Source organism: Hyphobacterium marinum (assembly GCF_036330325.1).
Lineage (GTDB): Bacteria > Pseudomonadota > Alphaproteobacteria > Caulobacterales > Maricaulaceae > Hyphobacterium > Hyphobacterium marinum.
Window position 1 is genome coordinate 398546 of record NZ_JAZDRO010000001.1, and the last position, 16598, is coordinate 415143.

Sequence of the window (16598 nt, forward strand, 5' to 3'; positions counted from 1 at the left end):
GGACTACTCGGCGGCTTCAGCTTCGGCGTGGGCCTTGGCCGAAAGGTCATAGGCGGCGAGCGCCGCAAGGGTCGTGACTTCGCTGGCCGACGCGCCGAGCCTTGCGATTTGCACCGGCTTTTCAAAGCCCAAGAGCATCGGCCCCAGCACGGTTGCGCCGCCGCCCGCGCGCAACAGCCGCGTGGCGATGGAGGCCGAGTGGATCGCCGGCATGACGAGGACATTGGCCGGTTTGGTCAGGCGCGAGAACGGGTAGAGCGCCTTGTGCGCCGGGTCGAGCGCGACGTCGGCGGCCATTTCACCTTCATATTCGAAGTCGACGCCGCGCCCGTCGAGGAGGCGCACGGCGGCCTGGAGCTTCTCTGACCGCACCCCGCCCGGATTACCGAAGGTCGAATAGGAGAGGAAGGCCACGCGCGGCGTGAAGCCGAAGCGTTTGGCCGCGGCGGCGGCTTCAATGGCGATGTCGGCGAGCGCGTCGGCCTCTGGAAATTCGGTGACGTTGGTGTCGGCGATGAAGAGTGTCCGGTTCTTCGCCAGCGCGATCGACATGCCGATGATGCGCTCGCCTTCGGCGGGCAGGAGGACCCGGCTGACATCCTTCAGCGCGGCGTCGTAGTTGCGGGTCACGCCGGTGACGAGCCCGTCGGCATCGTTGAGCTTGACCATGCAGGCGGAAAAGACGTTGCGGTCATTGTGGACGAGGCGCTGGACGTCGCGTTTGAGATACCCTTCGCGTTGCAGGCGGGCGTAGAGATAGTCCGAATAGTGCGCGTTGCGGCTCGACAGGCGGGCATTGACGATGCGGATGGAATCCTCCGGCACGCCGACCAGGCGCATATTCGCTTTCGTCTGTTCCTCGCGGCCGACAAGGATGGCTTCGCCGAGATCCTGGGACTGGAAGGCATAGGCCGCGCGGATAACGCTCGGCTCCTCGCCTTCGGCGAAGACGATGCGCTTGCCCTTGCCTTCCACCGCGCCATGGATGCGCTGCAGGAGGGCCGCGGTCGGGTCGAGGCGGCGGGCGAGGCCGGCCTTGTAGCCGCCCATGTCGGAAATCGGCTTGCGGGCGACGCCGGACTCCACCGCTGCCTTCGCCACACGCGGCGGCACGAAGGAGATGAGGCGCGGATCGAAGGGCGAGGGGATGATGTAATCCTTGCCAAAGGACGGACGCTGGCCGTGATAGGCGGCGGCGACCTCGTCGGGCACATCCTGACGCGCCAGTTCGGCCAGCGCATTGGCCGCGGCGATCTTCATTTCCTCGTTGATCGTGCGGGCGCGTACGTCAAGCGCGCCGCGGAAGATGTAAGGGAAGCCCAGCACGTTGTTGACCTGGTTGGGGTAATCCGACCGGCCTGTCGCCATGATGGCGTCACGGCGGATTTTCCGCACCGCTTCGGGGCGGATTTCCGGGTCAGGGTTGGCCATGGCGAAGATGATCGGTTCGGCGGCCATTGAACGGACCATCGCCTCGTCGACCGCGCCCGCGACAGACAGGCCGATGAAGCAGTCGGCTCCGTCCAGAGCTTCGGCGAGCGTGCGGGCGTCGGTCGGCGCGGCGTGGGCAGCCTTCCACTGGTTCATCCCGTCCTCGCGGCCCTGATAGATCGTGCCGCGCGAGTCACAGAGGATCGCGTTCTTGGCGCTGACGCCCATGGCTTTGAGGAGTTCGAGTACGGCGATGCCGGCCGCGCCCGCACCATTCACCACCACTTTCAGGTCGGCGATGTCGCGGCCGGTCAGGTGACAAGCATTGATGATGCCGGCGGCCGAAATGATCGCGGTGCCATGCTGGTCGTCGTGAAAGACGGGGATGTCGAGCTTTTCGCGCAGACGCTGCTCGATGATGAAACAGTCCGGGCCTTTGATGTCCTCCAGATTGATGCCGCCAAAGGTGTGGCCAAAGCGGGCGACGCAATCGACGAATTCGTCCGGGTCGGACGTCTCGACCTCGATATCGACCGCGTCGATATCGGCAAAGCGCTTGAAGAGGACAGCCTTGCCTTCCATGACAGGCTTGGACGCCATCGCGCCGAGATCACCCAGGCCGAGGATCGCTGTGCCGTTGGAGATGACGGCAACCATGTTTCCCTTCGAGGTGTAGTCGTAGACCTTCTCCGGGTCCTCGGCGATGGCCTTCACCGGCGCGGCCACGCCCGGCGAATAGGCGAGCGAAAGATCGCGCTGGGTCGCCATCGGTTTGGTGGCCGACATGCCAAGTTTTCCCGGTGTCGGTTCCTTGTGGAAGGCGAGCGCTTCGTCGTCGTCGACGGGGCTGGTGCGGTCGGACATGTAGGCGTGTTTCCCTGCCGGTGCTTCGATCCGTTTCGAGCCTAACGGCGCGCGCCGGTGAGGCAAGCGAATCCGGTGTCTTGCGCAGTCGGCGATTCCTCGCCAGTTTCGCCGCTCCATGCCCGACGCCGATTTCGAAAACCGCCACTTCCCCAGCGCCGACGGGGCGACGCCGATGATGGCGCAATACCTCGCCCTGCGCGAAAGCGCGCCGAAGGATGCGTTGCTCTTCTACCGGATGGGCGATTTCTACGAGCTCTTCTTCGAGGATGCGAAGGCCGCCGCCGCCGCGCTCGACATCGCGCTGACCAAGCGCGGCGAGCACCAGGGCGAGCCGATTGCCATGTGCGGCGTGCCGGCCCAGACCGCAGAGGCCTATCTCGCCCGGCTCATCCGCGCCGGTTTCAAGGTCGCGGTCGGGGAACAGACCGAAGATCCGAAAGCGGCCAAGGCGCGCGGATCAAAGACGGTCGACCGGGCGATCGCGCGCATTGTCACCCCCGGCACGCTGACCGAGGATTCCCTGCTCGATGCGCGGACATCGAACCGGATCGCCGCGCTGGCGCGTACACCGGGCGGAGATTGTGCGCTCGCCTGGGCGGAAGTCTCGACCGGGGAATTCGCCGCCTGCCCGTGCGACGCGAGCGGGATCGAAGCCGAATTGGCGGCTCTCGATCCGGCCGAGTGGCTTAGCGACGAGGCCTATTTTACTGCAGACGCGAGACTGGCCCCGCGCGCGCGGCTGACCCCGCTGCCGAAGGCGAAATTTGATGCGAAGTCCGCCGAGCGGCGTTTGATCGAGCGGTTCGGCGTCGTCTCGCTGGATGCCTTCGGCGCGTTTTCCAAAGCCGAGATCGCGGCCTTGGGGGCGCTGCTCGACTATCTGGAACTGGCCCAGGCCGGGGCTCCGGCCAAGCTGGCTCCGCCGCGCCGGGTGGAGACAGGATCAGCGCTCGCCATCGATCCGGCGACGCGGGCGAGCCTTGAAATCGACCGGACCCAGGCCGGACAGCGCAAGGGATCGCTGCTGGCCACCATCGACCGGACAGTGACCGCGCCCGGCGCGCGCCGGCTGGCGGCACGTCTGACCCGCCCGTCGACGCGCAAGGACATGATCGACGCGCGGCTCGATGCGGTCGGGTTTCTCGCGGCGAACAAGACGACGCGGCGCGCCATGCGCGAATTGCTGCAGGCGGCGGGCGACCCGGAACGCGCGCTCTCGCGTCTGCTGCTGGGCCGCGGCGGGCCGCGCGATCTTGCCGCGCTGGGCAAGGCGTTGCGCGAAGGTGAAACGCTCGCCGCCGGTCTCGGCCAGGCCCTGCCCGATGACGCCGCACCGGCATTGCTGAACCAAGCCGTCGCCACACTGTCGCTCACCGACAAGGGTGATCTGGCGCGGTTCGCCGCTGATCTGGGTCAGGCGCTGGTCGCCGAGCCGCCGCTAGCCGCGCGCGATGGCGGCTTTGTCGCGGAAGGCTGGTCCGAAGCGCTCGACGAGACCCGGGCGCTGCGCGATGCGTCGCGAAAAATCGTGGCGGGCCTGCAGAAGACCTATGCCGAGGCGAGCGGTGTAGCGGGGCTGAAAATCCGGCACAACAATGTGCTGGGATATTTCGTCGAAGTGACGGCGAAGAATGCCGACCCGCTGATGGCTTCCGACGATTTCATCCATCGCCAGACGATGGCGAATGCGGTCCGCTTCACCACGACCGAACTGGCCGAGCTCGAAGCGAAAATCGCCGGAGCCGCCGACAGGGCGCTGGGGCTGGAATCCGAGATCTTCGAGAGCTTCCGGACCCGCACCGAAGACCTGGCGCAAGGGTTGCGGCAGATGGCCGGCGCGCTCGCGGAGCTCGACTGCGCGGCGGGTCTCGCCGAATGGGCGGTAGAGACCAGATCGGTCCGCCCCGACATGGTCGAGGAGCCGGTTTTTGCGGTCGAAAGCGGGCGGCACCCGGTTGTCGAGGCCGCGCTGAAGAAGGCTGGAGATGCTTTCACCCCCAATGATTGCGCGCTCGATGGTGCAGGTGAAGCGGCAGCGCGGCTGACGCTGGTGACCGGCCCGAACATGGCCGGTAAATCGACCTTCCTGCGCCAGAACGCGCTGATGATCATCCTCGCCCAGGCCGGGTGTTTCGTCCCGGCGGCGTCGGCACGGATCGGCATTGCCGACCGGCTCTATTCGCGTGTCGGCGCGGCCGACGACCTGGCGCGCGGGCGCTCGACCTTCATGACCGAGATGATCGAGGCGGCGTCCATCCTCAACCAGGCGGGTCCGAAGAGTTTCGTCATTCTCGACGAGGTCGGTCGGGGAACCTCGACCTTTGACGGTCTCTCCATCGCGTGGGCGGTCGCCGAACATCTGCATGGCATCAATGCCTGCCGGGCGCTGTTCGCCACGCACTATCACGAGATGACGCGGCTCGCCGAAGAGCTCGATCACGCCGCCAATGTCAGCCTGAAGGCCAAGGAGTGGAAGGGCGAGCTGGTCTTCCTGCACACGGTCGCCAAGGGCGCGGCCGACCGATCCTACGGGATCGAGGTGGCGCGCCGGGCCGGATTGCCGGACGCCGCCATCGCCCGGGCCCGCACCATCCTGGAACGGCTGGAAAGCCAGGACGCTCCAGCCGCCGCGCTTGCCGATCTGCCGCTGTTTTCCGCGACGCCAGCTCCTTCTGCCCCGGCGAAACCGTCCGAGGTCGAGCGCCGGCTGACAGACATCAATCCGGATGAGTTGAGCCCGCGTGAGGCGCTCGACGCGCTCTATGAGCTTAAACGCCATCTGCCCGCGAAGGATACGTGACGCCGTGACAGGCATTCGATAGCATCGCGCCCATGCTGGTCTCCGCCCTGCCTGCCGCGCTCGACGGCCTGAAACTGCGCGCCGAACTGGCGGCCGCGCTGGGCAGCGATGGCTGGTCGTCGCCACCGGCGCGCAATGCGGCCTTGGCACGGCTTCGCGCCGCGCTGGAGACCGGCCGTACGCAAGCCTTCGCCCGGCTCGACGGGGCGGGGGGCGGGCTGGAAGCGGCGCGCTTCCTCTCCAGCGTCACCAATTCGGTGCTGATTGCGCTCTTCGCTGCGCTGGAAGCCGAGGACGAAGCGGGCGCGGCGGACGTGTCGCTCTGTGCGGTCGGCGGGTATGGCGCGGGCGAGCTCGCGCCGGGTTCGGACATCGACATCCTGTTTTTGAAGCCCGATCGGGCGTGCCCGGAGGCAGACCGATTCATCGAGATGGCGATCCTCGCGCTCTGGGATATCGGCCTGACGGTTGGCGGGGCTGCGGCACGCAGCGTGGCCGAGACGCTCGATCTGGCACGCGAGGATGTCAGCGAACGCACGACGCTGTTGTCGATCCGGCTGATTGCCGGAAACCGGGATCTCGCCGAAGACCTGGTCCGGCAACTGAAGGCCGAAGCCGATGCCTCGACCGGAGCCGAATTCGTCGAGGCCAAGCTGATCGAGCGCGACCGGCGCATCGCTCGGGCGGGGCGGTCGCGTTACACGGTCGAGCCCAATATCAAGGATTCGAAAGGGGGTTTGCGCGATCTGCAGCTGCTGCGCTGGCTGGCGCAATTCCTCTACGGGGCCGACGCGTTTGAGCGTTGGGTGGCGTCGGGCCTACTGACGGTGTCCGACGTCGAGAAATACCTGAAAGCCGCGGACTTCCTGTGGACGGTCCGCTTTCATCTGCATGACCTGACCGGCGGCAAGGATGACCGGCTGACCTTCGACCTGCAGCCGGAAATCGCGGAACGTCTGAAATTCGAGGACGGCGAGACCGAAAGCGCGGTCGAGCGCTTCATGCGCCGCTATTTCCTCACCGCGATGGATGTCGGGGCGCTAACGCGCCTGGTCTCCGCAAAGCTGGAAGCCGACGCCTGGAAGTCGCGGCCACGGGGGCTGGCGCGCTTCCTGCCGGGGACGGCACTGGATGGCGAGGAGACCGATCCGGTTTTTACCGTGCGCGACGGACGGATCGATTTTGCCGATGCCAAGGAGATCGAGGCCCACCCGGTCAACCTGATGCGGCTGTTCCAGGCCGCGGCGCAGCGCGGGGCCGACCTGCACCCCAACGCCATCGCGGCGGTGGGACGGTCGCTGCGCCTGGTCGATGACACGTTCCGGTCCGATCCGGCGGTAGCGCGCACCTTTTTCTCGATTCTGCTCGATTCGGCGCAACCCCATCTCGTACTGCGCCTGATGACCGAGGCGGGGCTTCTGGGCCGCTATCTGCCGGAATTCGGGGCGATCGTCGCGCGCACCCAGTTCAACATGTATCACCGCTACACGGTTGATGAGCACACGCTGCATGCGCTGGGCCTGATGCGCGAAATCGAGCAGGGCAAGCACCCCGCCGACCATCCGCTGGCGACGAAGATTATCGGCCAGATCAAGCACCGCCGGGCACTGCACCTCGCCATCCTGTTGCACGACACCGGCAAGGGGCAGGGCGACCAGTGTATCGAGGGGGCGGCGCGCGCCCGCGAAGCCTGCGAGCGGCTGGGCCTGCCTGACGAGGAGACCGAACTCGTCGCCTGGCTCATCGCCTCGCACCTGATCATGAGCGACACCGCCCAGCGCCGTGATCTGGGTGATCCCAAGACGGTGATCGATTTCGCCCGCACGGTCGGAACGCTCGAACGCATGCGGCTCCTGCTCATCCTGACAATTGTTGACATCAAGGCGGTGGGCGAGGGTGTGTGGAATGGCTGGAAGGCCCAGCTATTGCGCGATCTTTATGGGGCCACTGCCGCGGTCCTTGCCGATGGTGGTGCCCCCGATGGCGAAGCCGGCGCACAGGTCCGGCTGGCCGAAAAGGCTCAGAAGGCGCGTGAAGCCCTGCGGAATCGCCAGGCCCGGCTCGACCCAGGCTTCGCGGCGGCCTGGGCGGAGGATCTCGATGATTCCTACTGGCTGGCCTTCCGGTCCGAGGACCGCCTGCGCCATGCCGCCTTTGCGCGCGCCGTCCACGCTTCAGCCCGCAAGTCAGCTGCGGCGGTGCGCATCGACCGGCGCCGGGCCGCGACCGAAGTCATGGTCTATGCGCCCGACCGCGACCGGCTCTTTGCCGACATTGTCACCGCGCTCGCCGATCTCGGGGCCAATGTCGTCGGAGCCCATGTCGCCACGACACGCTCGGGCAAGGCGTTCGACGTGTTTTTCGTGCAGGACGCGGGCGGCAAGCCCTTTGGTCTGGGCCGGCCCCGCGCCCGGGATGCGCTATTGGAACGGGTCCGCCGGGCCGCGGCTGGCGAGAAGGCACGGCCTCCGGCCGGCCCGCGCGAGGCGTTGATGCGCCGCCGCTCGATGGCGTTCGACGTGAAGCCGTCCGTGATTTTCGACGACGATGCGGCCCAGAATGCCACGGTGATCGAAGCGACGGGCCGGGATCGGCCGGGCCTGCTGGCTGCGCTCGCCCATGCGCTGGCCGAATCCGGCCTGTCACTTCAGGCCGCGCAGATCGACGGGTATGGCGAGCGCGCGGTTGATGTCTTTTATGTTCTTAAAAATGCCGGAAAGCTGTCCGACCTATCCGACCGGGAAGCGGTGAGCGCGCGACTGATGGCCGTGCTTGCCGAGGAGGAGGACGCATGGGCCGAGAAGGCACGCTCGCGCGGACTGGCGCGCGCCGAAGCAAGCGCGGGGCGGTAGGGCCGGCATGAGGCTTCTGCGCTCCACGGCCGTCATCGGCATTCTGACCATGGGCAGCCGGGTGCTGGGCCTGGTGCGTGAGATGCTGCTGGCCGCGGCGCTGGGTGCCGGGCCGGTGGCGGAAGCCTTCGTCGTCGCTTTCCGCTTCCCCAATCTCTTCCGCCGCTTCTTTGCCGAAGGCGCGTTCAATTCCGCCTTCGTACCGCTTTATTCGCGCCGGATGGAAGCCGAGGGCGAAGACTCCGCCCGCAATTTCGCCCGCGAGGTGATGTCGGTCCTGCTGGTGACGCTGGGCGTTCTGACCATCGCGGCGGAATTGGCCATGCCGTGGATCATGCGCGCGCTCGCGCCGGGCTTCCTTGATGATCCGGGCAAGTTCGAGCTGACCGTACTCTTCACCCAGATCACCATGCCCTATCTGATGCTGATGTCGCTGACCGCGATGCTGGGCGGGGTCCTGAATGCGCATGGCAAGTTCGGCCTTGCGGCCGCTGCGCCCATCCTGCTGAACATCGTGCTGATCGCGGTGCTCGTGACCGCGCCGGAGAGCGAAGCCGATACCGGCCTGCGGCTGACCATTGGCGTGACGGCGTCTGGAGTCCTGCAGGCCGCACTCCTATGGTGGGGATGCAAACGTGCCGGGATCGGTTTTCCCTTACGCTGGCCGCGCCTGACACCAGGGGTGAAGCGGCTCATCGTTCTGGGCGTGCCCGGGGCGATTGCGGCGGGCGTCACCCAGATCAATATCACGATCAGCCAGATCATCGCCTCGCTACAGGATGGTGCGGTGGCGCTGCTCTACTACGCCGACCGGCTCTACCAGTTGCCGCTCGGCGTGATCGGCATCGCCATGGGTGTGGCGCTGCTGCCGGCCCTCTCCAAGCGCCTCGGTGCCGGGGACGAGCAGGGCGCGGCCAATGCCATGAACCGCGCGCTGGAAATCTCGATGGGTCTGACCCTGCCCGCGACCATCGCGCTCATCGTCATGCCGAATTTCCTCGTCGAGGGCCTGTTCATGCGCGGGGCCTTTACCGGGGATAATGCCGCCGCGACCGCGCTCGCGGTTCAGGCCTTTGCCGTCGGCCTGCCGGCATTTGTCCTGATCAAGGTGTTCTCGCCGGGCTTTTTCGCGCGCGAGGATACCGCCACACCGATGCGCTATGCCGCCATTTCCATGGTCGTCAATATCGCGGTCGGGGCCGGGCTGTTCTTCCTCATCCGGGAGACGCATCCGGGCCTGGGACATGTCGGCCTGGCCGCCGCGACGTCTGTGGCCGGCTGGCTCAATGCGCTGATGCTGGGCTGGCAGCTGGCGCGCCGGGGCGGGCTCAGCTTTGACAAGCGGCTGATCGGCCGGCTTCCCAGCCTGACGCTGTCGGCCGTCGCTATGGGCGGTTTCGTCGCCTATGCGGCCAGTCAGGCCGATCTCATTACTACCTACACGTTCGACAGCCGCTTCCTCGCGGTCTTCGCGGTGGCGGCGGCGGGCCTTGCCGTCTACGGGGTTTTCGCCCTGCTGACGCGGGCGATACGGATTTCGGAGTTGCGCGACGCTTTCGCGCGCGGGTAAGACCCGGCCCACACGAAACCTGCGCATTGCGAAAGCCTGATCCATGACCGACGCTCCGACCTATGACGGCCCCGAACTCATCCTCTCGGGCATGCAGCCGACCGGAAACCTGCATCTGGGGAATTATCTCGGCGCGCTGGTGAACTGGGTGAAGCTGCAGGAGCGTGACGCGGAATGCTTCTATTGCGCGGTCGACATGCACGCGATCACCATGCCGCACGACCCGGCGGCCCTGCCTGGTGCCGTGCGCTCGGTGGCGGCCGCCTACATGGCCGCTGGCGTTGATCCGAAGCGGTCGGCCATCTTTGCCCAAAGCGCGGTCCCGGCCCACGCCCAGCTTGCCTGGGTGCTGCAATGCGTCGCCCGCCTCGGGTGGATGGAACGCATGACGCAGTTCAAGGACAAGACCGGTTCAGACCGCGAGCGGGCAAGCGTCGGCATCTTCACCTATCCGGTACTGATGGCTGCTGACATCCTTGTTTACAAGGCGACCCATGTGCCGGTCGGCGAGGACCAGAAGCAGCACCTCGAACTGGCCCGCGACATCGCGGCGCGCTTCATGCGCGACTTTGACTGCGAAGGTTTCTGGCCGCTGCCCGAACCGCTCATCCAGGGTCCCGGCGCGCGGATCATGAGCCTGAAGGACGGAACGAAGAAGATGTCGAAGTCCGATCCGTCCGATCTCGCGCGGATCAATCTTTCTGATGGTGCGGACGCTATCGCCAAGAAGATCAAGAAGGCGAAGACCGATCCCGAACCCTTGCCGGAGTCTGTCGAGGGCCTCGAAGGCCGGCCCGAAGCGGCCAATCTCGTCGGCATCTATGCGGCGCTCGAAGGTTCGACCAAGGAAAGCGTGCTCAACCAGTTCGGCGGCCAGGGTTTTGGCGTGTTCAAGCCGGCGCTGGCCGACCTCGCGGTCGCCAGCCTTGCCCCGGTCTCGGGCGAGTATGCGCGCCTGATGGGTGATCCGGCGGAAATCGACCGCGTGCTGACCGCCGGGGCCGAACGCGCCCGCGCCGTCGCCGCGCCGGTCATCGCCGACGTGAAGAAGCGCGTCGGCTTCTGGGGCTAGCTACGGGACGAGGTGCCGCATCGGTGTTTGGGGCCGTGCCCGCTATACATGGCTGAACACAGTCCGGGAGCATTCCTATCATGATCCGCACCGCCGTCTTTTCCTCCGCCACGCTGTTTCTCGCCGCCTGCGGCGGATCTCCGGAAGCCGCCGAGGAGACCAATGCCGACCGTCACGAATCCGGCATGGCCGAGACCCGTCTCTACCAACCGGAAACCGAGGTTGCCCAGGGCGAAGCCGAGGTCGAGATACGGGCATCCTGGATGCGCCCGCATCCGCAAGGGCGTGATGTGACCTCCGCCTATGTCGTGGTGCGGCTCGCGTCGGGCGAGGAAGATCTCCTCACGGGCGCGCGCATCGAGGGGGCTGAACGTGTCGAGATGCACGGCCATACGATGAGCGCGGACGGGGCCATGCGGATGCATGAAATCCCGCCACAGCGGGTGGGCAGCGAAGGTCCGCTCGTCTTCACGCCCGGCGGACGGCACCTGATGGTGTTCGGTCTTGCCCCGGTCAGCGAAGGCGAAGAAGTGGCGGGTACGCTGGTCTTCCAGAATGCCGGTGACGTCCCCGTGACCTTTGCCGTACGCAACATGCCGCCGGGCATGCCCAACGACTACTAGAGCCGCGCATAGGCGGCCGGGTCATAGGTCTTGGTTCGCGCTGGCCGGAAGATCAGCGCGAGCCAGGCTCCGGCGGCGGAAGGTGCGATTGCGAACAGGCCCCAGGGATTGTTCCGCCACAACAACATGGCCGCGGCCATACTGCCGCCGACTGCAAGCAAGATCCCGAGTCCGAACATCAGCCCGCGCAGGCGCGGGGACGGTCCCTCGACGAAGGCGATCTCGTCCCAGCGCGGCTCCAGCGCGGCGTGCAGGCGGGCCAGGAAAAGCCGGAATTCGCGGGCCTGTTCACGCCACTGCCCAGGCCCGGTCCAGCGTTTCGAGCCGAGCACGATCTCTGCGCCCGATTTCCCCTGCACGCGGCAGAGGATCTGGGTGTCGCGACCGGCCATGCCGATGGAGAGGCGCACCGAGGTGATGGCGTCGAGCCGGACGGCGCTGACGAGGCGTCCTCCGACCTCGGAGGAGAGCCGTTCATCCTCGAGAACGATGGTCGATGCCGCCGCCCGCGCGCCGTGCCGGTTGGCATAGCGTCTTCCCTCTTCTGCATCCGGCATGCCGGTCATGGTGTGCGTCCTCCGGCCAAATCGCCACTTTACGGGCGGGCAAAGTCACGCCACCTTGTTGACGTATGACCGAGCCCAAGCGCAAGTTTCTCGTCGTCGCCGACACCAGCGAAGAATGCCATGCCGCGCTTTATTTCGCGGCACGGCGGGCCCAGGCCACGGGCCGGTCGCTGATGATCCTCGCCGTGATCGAACCGTCGAATTTCGACCACTGGATCGGCGTATCCGAAACGATGCGCCGGGAGGCCGAGGACGCGGCCATGCAGTTGATGGAATCGCTCGCCGAGGAAGCCGAGGGCATTACCGGCGTACGGCCCGACATGCTGATGCGGGAAGGCGATCTGCGCCAATGCCTCGCCACGCTTGTGGAAGAGGACGAAAGCATTGCCCTGCTGGTCCTGGGGGCTTCGGACTCGGGCGAGGGCCCCGGTCCGCTCGTTTCCGCGCTGGCGCGGGGCAAGGGCCTGTTCGGTTCGCGGCCTATCCCGATCACCGTCGTGCCGGGCAGCATGACGATGGACGCGATCGAAGCGGTGACGTGACATAAGCGCACTGCGTTTCGCTGCGGACTTGCGCCCGGGGGCCGTCTTCGCCATGTGTCCGATGTAGAGCCAGCCGAAAGTGCCGCCCCATGTTCATCCAGACCGAACCGACCCCCAATCCGAACACGATGAAATTCCTGCCCGGCCAGGACGTCTCGCCCGACGAACCGCGCGAATTCGCGACGCCGGAAGCGGCCGAGGGCTCGCCGCTCGCGCGTGATCTCTTCGCCGTGGACGGGGTGATGGGCGTCTTTTTCGGGGCCGATTACGTGTCGGTCTCCAAGGACGCGACCGTGGACTGGGTCCATATCAAGCCGGCCATTCTCGGCGCGATCATGGACGGGCTGACGTCGGGCGAACCGATCATTGCCGATGGCGGCGAAGCCGAGGACACCGGGCCGCTCGAGGGGCTGTCGAAGGAGATCAAGGAAATCATCGATACGCGCGTACGGCCGGCCGTGGCGCGCGATGGCGGTGACATCATCTTCAAGGGGTTTGACGAGGCGACCGGAGTCGTCGCACTGGTCATGCGCGGAGCCTGTGCAGGCTGCCCGTCCTCGACCATGACGTTGAAGTCGGGAATCGAGAATCTCCTGAAACACTATGTCCCGGAAGTGCGCGAAGTTGTTGCCGTCGGTTGAGCGGCTGGCGCAACACTTATTCCAGACTGGCGATTAAACCGGTGAACAAAGGGATTATCTGAGCGTTTCAATCAATAATGATTGCGACTGCGAGGATAAATCCATGCCCGATACCCAGATCTCCCTCGACCCCGACCTCGACGATCCGCTCGACGCGGAAGCGCTCGACCAGCTTTTCCGCAAGGCGCGCACCTTCTACTCGTGGGAGGACCGGGCCGTGCCCGAAGCGACCATCCGCCAGCTCTACGACCTGGTGAAGATGGGGCCGACGTCGATGAACAACTCGCCGGCCCGTTTCGTCTTCATCGGCAGCGAGGCCGGCAAGGCACGCCTGAAACCGCACCTGTCGCCGAACAATGTCGACAAGACGATGGGTGCGCCCTGGACGGCAATTGTCGCCTGGGACACTGAATTCTACGACAACATGCCCAAGCTTTTCCCGCATGCCGACGGCGCGCGGGACATGATGAAGGCCGGGGCCGAGGAGCATGGCTACCGCAACGGCACACTGCAGGGAGCCTATCTGATCCTGGCCGCCCGCGCCCTCGGGCTCGATACCGGACCGATGTCGGGTTTCGACAAGGCGGGCCTCGAGCAGGAATTCTTCGCCGGTGATCCAGACCGGAAGAGCTGGAAGGCCAATTTCCTCGTCAATATCGGCTATGGCACGGGCGAGAAGCTTTTCCAGCGCCTGCCGCGACTTTCGTTCGACGAAGCCGCACTGATCGTCTAATCACCGCAGCCGTCATGCGGCTGCTTGTAATCGATACGACCGGACCGGCCTGCTCGGTAGCGTTACGCCTGCCGGGCGCGGCCGACCGGCTGGTCTCCGAGACGATCGGACGCGGTCACGCCGAAAGGCTCGCACCCATGGTCGAAACCCTGCTGGCCGAGGCCGGGATACTGGCCCGCGATCTCGACAGGATCGGCGTAACCACCGGTCCGGGCAGTTTTGCGGGCGTGCGGGTTGGTGTGGCCTTCGCGCGCGGCCTGTCTCTGGCGACGGGCGCGCCGGCGGTTGGCGTGTCGACCTTGGCTGTCCGGGCGCGCCAGGCGGACCCTACGGGAGAAAGGCGCGTGGCCATTGTCCACGATGCGCGCCGCGGCGAGCGGGTCGTCCAGGCGTTCGACCGGGGCCGGCCGGCCGGAGATCCCGAGACCATTGCGGCGGCGGAGGAAGATGGCTGGCGCGCGCGCCACAACCTTCATGACCGCGAAGCCGAAACACCGCTCGACCTGACCGTATTGCTCGATGCGTGCGAAATGGTTGGCGAGGCCGACGTCCCGCCGTCGCCCTTCTATGCCCGTCCGCCGGACGCCAAGCTGCCGGGCGGGCGTGCGCCATGACCGGCATTGTCCGGGCCGGACCGGAAGACGCGGCGCGTCTTGCAGCCTTGCATGCGCGCTGCTTCCCGCATGGCTGGAGCGAGCGTGACATTGCCGCCCTGCTGCGTCAGCCGGCGGTCATCGGCTTTGCCGCACCGGAGGGCTTTGTGCTCATCCGGCGCGTGCTGGACGAGGCCGAGATCCTGACCATCTGCGTCGATCCGGAGGCCCGGCGATCGGGCCTGGGCGGGGGGTTGCTGGACGCGGCGATCAGCGAAGCCGCCCGGCAGGGGGCGCTGACCATCCATCTTGACGTGTCGACCGAGAACAGGGCCGGGCAGGCGCTGTATTCCGGCCGGGGATTTGCCGAGACCGCGCGGCGGAAGCGCTATTATGCCGACGGCAGCGACGCGATCCTGATGACCAAGCAGATCACGCCCGCAGACCCGGCTGCAGGGGTGTAGGCCGGGCGCGCAAAGCCGACCGGTACGCGGATGCGTTGCAACTGCACACTCCCGCGCCCGTTTCGTGCCGGGCCGCATGGCATAACGGGTTGGACGCGCGACCGCGAAGCGCTTATGTCTGGAATTCAGGCACTGTCAGCGATGGGCATGATCATGTCGGACCGGATTGAAAAACTCTGCGTGGAAAAGGGTCTGCGGATGACCGAGCAGCGCCGCGTGATCGCGCGCGTCCTGTCCTCGTCCGAAGACCATCCCGATGCCGAAGAGCTGCACCGGCGGGCGGCCGAGATCGATTCGAACATCTCGCTTGCAACCGTTTACCGGACGGTTCGCCTGTTCGAGGATGCCGGCATTATCGAGCGCCATGATTTCCGCGACGGACGCTCACGCTATGAAGAGGCGGGTGACGACCATCATGATCACCTGATCGATACCAAGACCGGCGAAGTCATCGAATTCGTCAATGAGGAAATCGAACGTCTGCAGGAAGCAGTGGCGCGCAAGCTGGGCTACAAGCTTGTCGATCACCGGCTGGAGCTTTACGGCAGGCCTCTGAAAGAGGGCGAATAGTCCGCCCGCGCCCCTGAAGGAAAGCCGTTTCTTCCATGATTGACCGCAAGCCGGGCAAGCATGCGCTCGCCTTCATCTTCATAACGGTCCTGCTCGACATGATCGGACTGGGGATCATCCTGCCGGTGATGCCCGATCTGATCATGGACATTACCGGCCTGACCCTGCCGCAGGCGGCAAGGTGGGGCGGTGCGATCTACGCGCTCTATGCCCTGACGCAATTCATTTTCGCGCCGGTGGTCGGAAACCTGTCAGACCGCTTTGGCCGCCGGCCGGTCCTGCTGGTCGCGATTGCCGGGTTCGCCATCGACTATCTCGTCATGGGGTTCGCGCCGGTGTTATGGGTGCTGTTCATCGGGCGCGCCCTGTCAGGCATGTTCGGCGCGACCTATTCCACGGCCGGGGCCTATATCGCCGACATCACGCCGCCCGAAGAGCGCGGCGGACGCTTCGGCCTGATCGGCGCGGCCTTTGGCCTGGGTTTCATCATCGGGCCGGCCATTGGCGGACCGCTGGGTGATATCGACCATCGCCTGCCCTTCTTCGTGGCCGCCGGCCTGGCGGGCGTGAACTTCATCTATGGCTTCCTGGTCCTGCCAGAGACGCACAAGGAAGAAAACCGGCGCCCCTTCCGCTGGGCGAATGCCAACCCCGTCGGTGCGCTGATGCAATTGAAGCAGTTCCCGATGGTGTTCGGCCTGCTCGCCGCCGTCGCGCTCTTCTATATCGGCCACGCCGCCTTCCCGGCGGTCTGGGCCTATTACGGCCCGGAGAAGTTCGGGTGGAGCAATGCGGAGGTCGGCCTCTCGCTGGCTGCGGTCGGCGTCGTCTCGGCCATCGTCCAGGGCGGGCTGTCGGGCCGGATCATCAAGGCCTGGGGCCAGCGTAATGCCGCAATTGTCGGCTTCGCGGTCGCGACGGCGGCCTATTTCGCCTATGCCTTCGCTCCCAATACCGCTGCGGTCTACGTAATCATCGCCCTGGCCGGAATTTCGGGCGTGGCCGGTCCGGCGCTGCAATCGATCATGTCAGGTCAGGTTCCGGCCGACATGCAGGGCGCTTTGCAAGGCGGCGTGACCAGTCTCGGCAGCCTGATGATGGCGTTCAGCCCCATCCTGATGACGCAGATTTTCTTCGCCTTCTCCAACCGCGAGGCCGAGCCCTATTTCCCCGGCGCACCCTACTTCCTGGCGGGGCTGTTGACGGTGGTCGCGGTGATCATCATCGTCTGGGCGACACGTCCCCCCGGCCCGGTGCCAGTTCCCGCGGACTGA

The 16598-nt window shown here is 66.1% G+C and carries 14 protein-coding genes; 12 read left to right on the forward strand and 2 right to left on the reverse strand.

Annotation, left to right across the window (positions count from 1 at the left end; translation table 11 throughout):
• Positions 1-3 precede the first annotated feature (3 nt).
• Complete coding sequence (locus V0U35_RS01940) at positions 4-2295, reverse strand: NADP-dependent malic enzyme (RefSeq protein ID WP_330194962.1); 2292 nt, start codon at positions 2293-2295, stop codon at positions 4-6.
• A gap of 118 nt (positions 2296-2413) precedes the next feature.
• On the opposite strand from V0U35_RS01940, the gene mutS reads away from it, so the two are divergent.
• The 5 genes from mutS (at position 2414) to V0U35_RS01965 (ending at position 11215) form a co-directional block, all read left to right on the forward strand.
• A complete protein-coding gene (mutS, locus tag V0U35_RS01945; protein ID WP_330194963.1) occupies positions 2414-5098 on the forward strand; it encodes a DNA mismatch repair protein MutS in 2685 nt (894 codons plus the stop codon).
• Positions 5099-5130: 32 nt separating this feature from the next.
• Positions 5131-7950 (forward strand): [protein-PII] uridylyltransferase, encoded by a 2820-nt coding sequence (locus V0U35_RS01950; RefSeq protein ID WP_330194964.1) that lies wholly within the window; start codon positions 5131-5133, stop codon positions 7948-7950.
• A gap of 7 nt (positions 7951-7957) precedes the next feature.
• On the forward strand, positions 7958-9520 hold the full coding sequence (murJ, locus tag V0U35_RS01955) for a murein biosynthesis integral membrane protein MurJ (protein ID WP_330194965.1): 1563 nt from the start codon (positions 7958-7960) through the stop codon (positions 9518-9520).
• Between the two features lie 43 nt (positions 9521-9563).
• Complete coding sequence (trpS, locus tag V0U35_RS01960; RefSeq protein ID WP_330194966.1) at positions 9564-10592, forward strand: tryptophan--tRNA ligase; 1029 nt, start codon at positions 9564-9566, stop codon at positions 10590-10592.
• Positions 10593-10672: 80 nt separating this feature from the next.
• Complete coding sequence (locus V0U35_RS01965) at positions 10673-11215, forward strand: copper chaperone PCu(A)C (protein ID WP_330194967.1); 543 nt, start codon at positions 10673-10675, stop codon at positions 11213-11215.
• Here V0U35_RS01965 and V0U35_RS01970 read toward each other — a convergent pair.
• Positions 11212-11781, reverse strand: a complete 570-nt coding sequence (locus V0U35_RS01970; protein WP_330194968.1) for a hypothetical protein — start codon at positions 11779-11781, stop codon at positions 11212-11214. The genes V0U35_RS01965 and V0U35_RS01970 overlap by 4 nt on opposite strands.
• A 65-nt stretch (positions 11782-11846) precedes the next feature.
• Between V0U35_RS01970 and V0U35_RS01975 the strand changes: the two genes are divergently transcribed.
• The 7 genes from V0U35_RS01975 to V0U35_RS02005 all read left to right on the forward strand — a co-directional run bounded on the left by V0U35_RS01975 (position 11847) and on the right by V0U35_RS02005 (position 16598).
• Positions 11847-12323, forward strand: coding sequence for a universal stress protein (locus tag V0U35_RS01975; RefSeq protein ID WP_330194969.1), 477 nt, complete (start codon positions 11847-11849; stop codon positions 12321-12323).
• An 89-nt stretch (positions 12324-12412) separates the two neighbouring features.
• Positions 12413-12964 (forward strand): NifU family protein, encoded by a 552-nt coding sequence (locus V0U35_RS01980; protein WP_330194970.1) that lies wholly within the window; start codon positions 12413-12415, stop codon positions 12962-12964.
• Positions 12965-13067: 103 nt separating this feature from the next.
• Positions 13068-13697: a malonic semialdehyde reductase gene (locus tag V0U35_RS01985; protein ID WP_330194971.1), complete on the forward strand. Its 630-nt coding sequence runs from the start codon at positions 13068-13070 to the stop codon at positions 13695-13697.
• A gap of 14 nt (positions 13698-13711) precedes the next feature.
• Positions 13712-14311, forward strand: coding sequence for a tRNA (adenosine(37)-N6)-threonylcarbamoyltransferase complex dimerization subunit type 1 TsaB (gene tsaB, locus V0U35_RS01990; RefSeq protein ID WP_330194972.1), 600 nt, complete (start codon positions 13712-13714; stop codon positions 14309-14311).
• Complete coding sequence (locus V0U35_RS01995) at positions 14308-14754, forward strand: GNAT family N-acetyltransferase (RefSeq protein ID WP_330194973.1); 447 nt, start codon at positions 14308-14310, stop codon at positions 14752-14754. Before tsaB ends, V0U35_RS01995 begins: the two co-directional genes overlap by 4 nt.
• A 153-nt stretch (positions 14755-14907) precedes the next feature.
• Complete coding sequence (locus V0U35_RS02000) at positions 14908-15324, forward strand: Fur family transcriptional regulator (protein WP_330195566.1); 417 nt, start codon at positions 14908-14910, stop codon at positions 15322-15324.
• Between the two features lie 35 nt (positions 15325-15359).
• Positions 15360-16598, forward strand: coding sequence for a TCR/Tet family MFS transporter (locus V0U35_RS02005; protein WP_330194974.1), 1239 nt, complete (start codon positions 15360-15362; stop codon positions 16596-16598).

Coding starts and splice junctions, on each gene's coding strand:
- V0U35_RS01980 (WP_330194970.1), top strand. CDS start 12,413: ATGTTCATCCAGACCGAACCGACCCCCAATCCGAACACGATGAAATTC.
- V0U35_RS01995 (WP_330194973.1), top strand. CDS start 14,308: ATGACCGGCATTGTCCGGGCCGGACCGGAAGACGCGGCGCGTCTTGCA.
- mutS (WP_330194963.1), top strand. CDS start 2,414: ATGCCCGACGCCGATTTCGAAAACCGCCACTTCCCCAGCGCCGACGGG.
- V0U35_RS02000 (WP_330195566.1), top strand. CDS start 14,908: ATGTCGGACCGGATTGAAAAACTCTGCGTGGAAAAGGGTCTGCGGATG.
- V0U35_RS01975 (WP_330194969.1), top strand. CDS start 11,847: ATGACCGAGCCCAAGCGCAAGTTTCTCGTCGTCGCCGACACCAGCGAA.
- tsaB (WP_330194972.1), top strand. CDS start 13,712: ATGCGGCTGCTTGTAATCGATACGACCGGACCGGCCTGCTCGGTAGCG.
- V0U35_RS01970 (WP_330194968.1), bottom strand. CDS start 11,781: ATGACCGGCATGCCGGATGCAGAAGAGGGAAGACGCTATGCCAACCGG.
- V0U35_RS01950 (WP_330194964.1), top strand. CDS start 5,131: ATGCTGGTCTCCGCCCTGCCTGCCGCGCTCGACGGCCTGAAACTGCGC.
- V0U35_RS02005 (WP_330194974.1), top strand. CDS start 15,360: ATGATTGACCGCAAGCCGGGCAAGCATGCGCTCGCCTTCATCTTCATA.
- murJ (WP_330194965.1), top strand. CDS start 7,958: ATGAGGCTTCTGCGCTCCACGGCCGTCATCGGCATTCTGACCATGGGC.
- trpS (WP_330194966.1), top strand. CDS start 9,564: ATGACCGACGCTCCGACCTATGACGGCCCCGAACTCATCCTCTCGGGC.
- V0U35_RS01940 (WP_330194962.1), bottom strand. CDS start 2,295: ATGTCCGACCGCACCAGCCCCGTCGACGACGACGAAGCGCTCGCCTTC.
- V0U35_RS01965 (WP_330194967.1), top strand. CDS start 10,673: ATGATCCGCACCGCCGTCTTTTCCTCCGCCACGCTGTTTCTCGCCGCC.
- V0U35_RS01985 (WP_330194971.1), top strand. CDS start 13,068: ATGCCCGATACCCAGATCTCCCTCGACCCCGACCTCGACGATCCGCTC.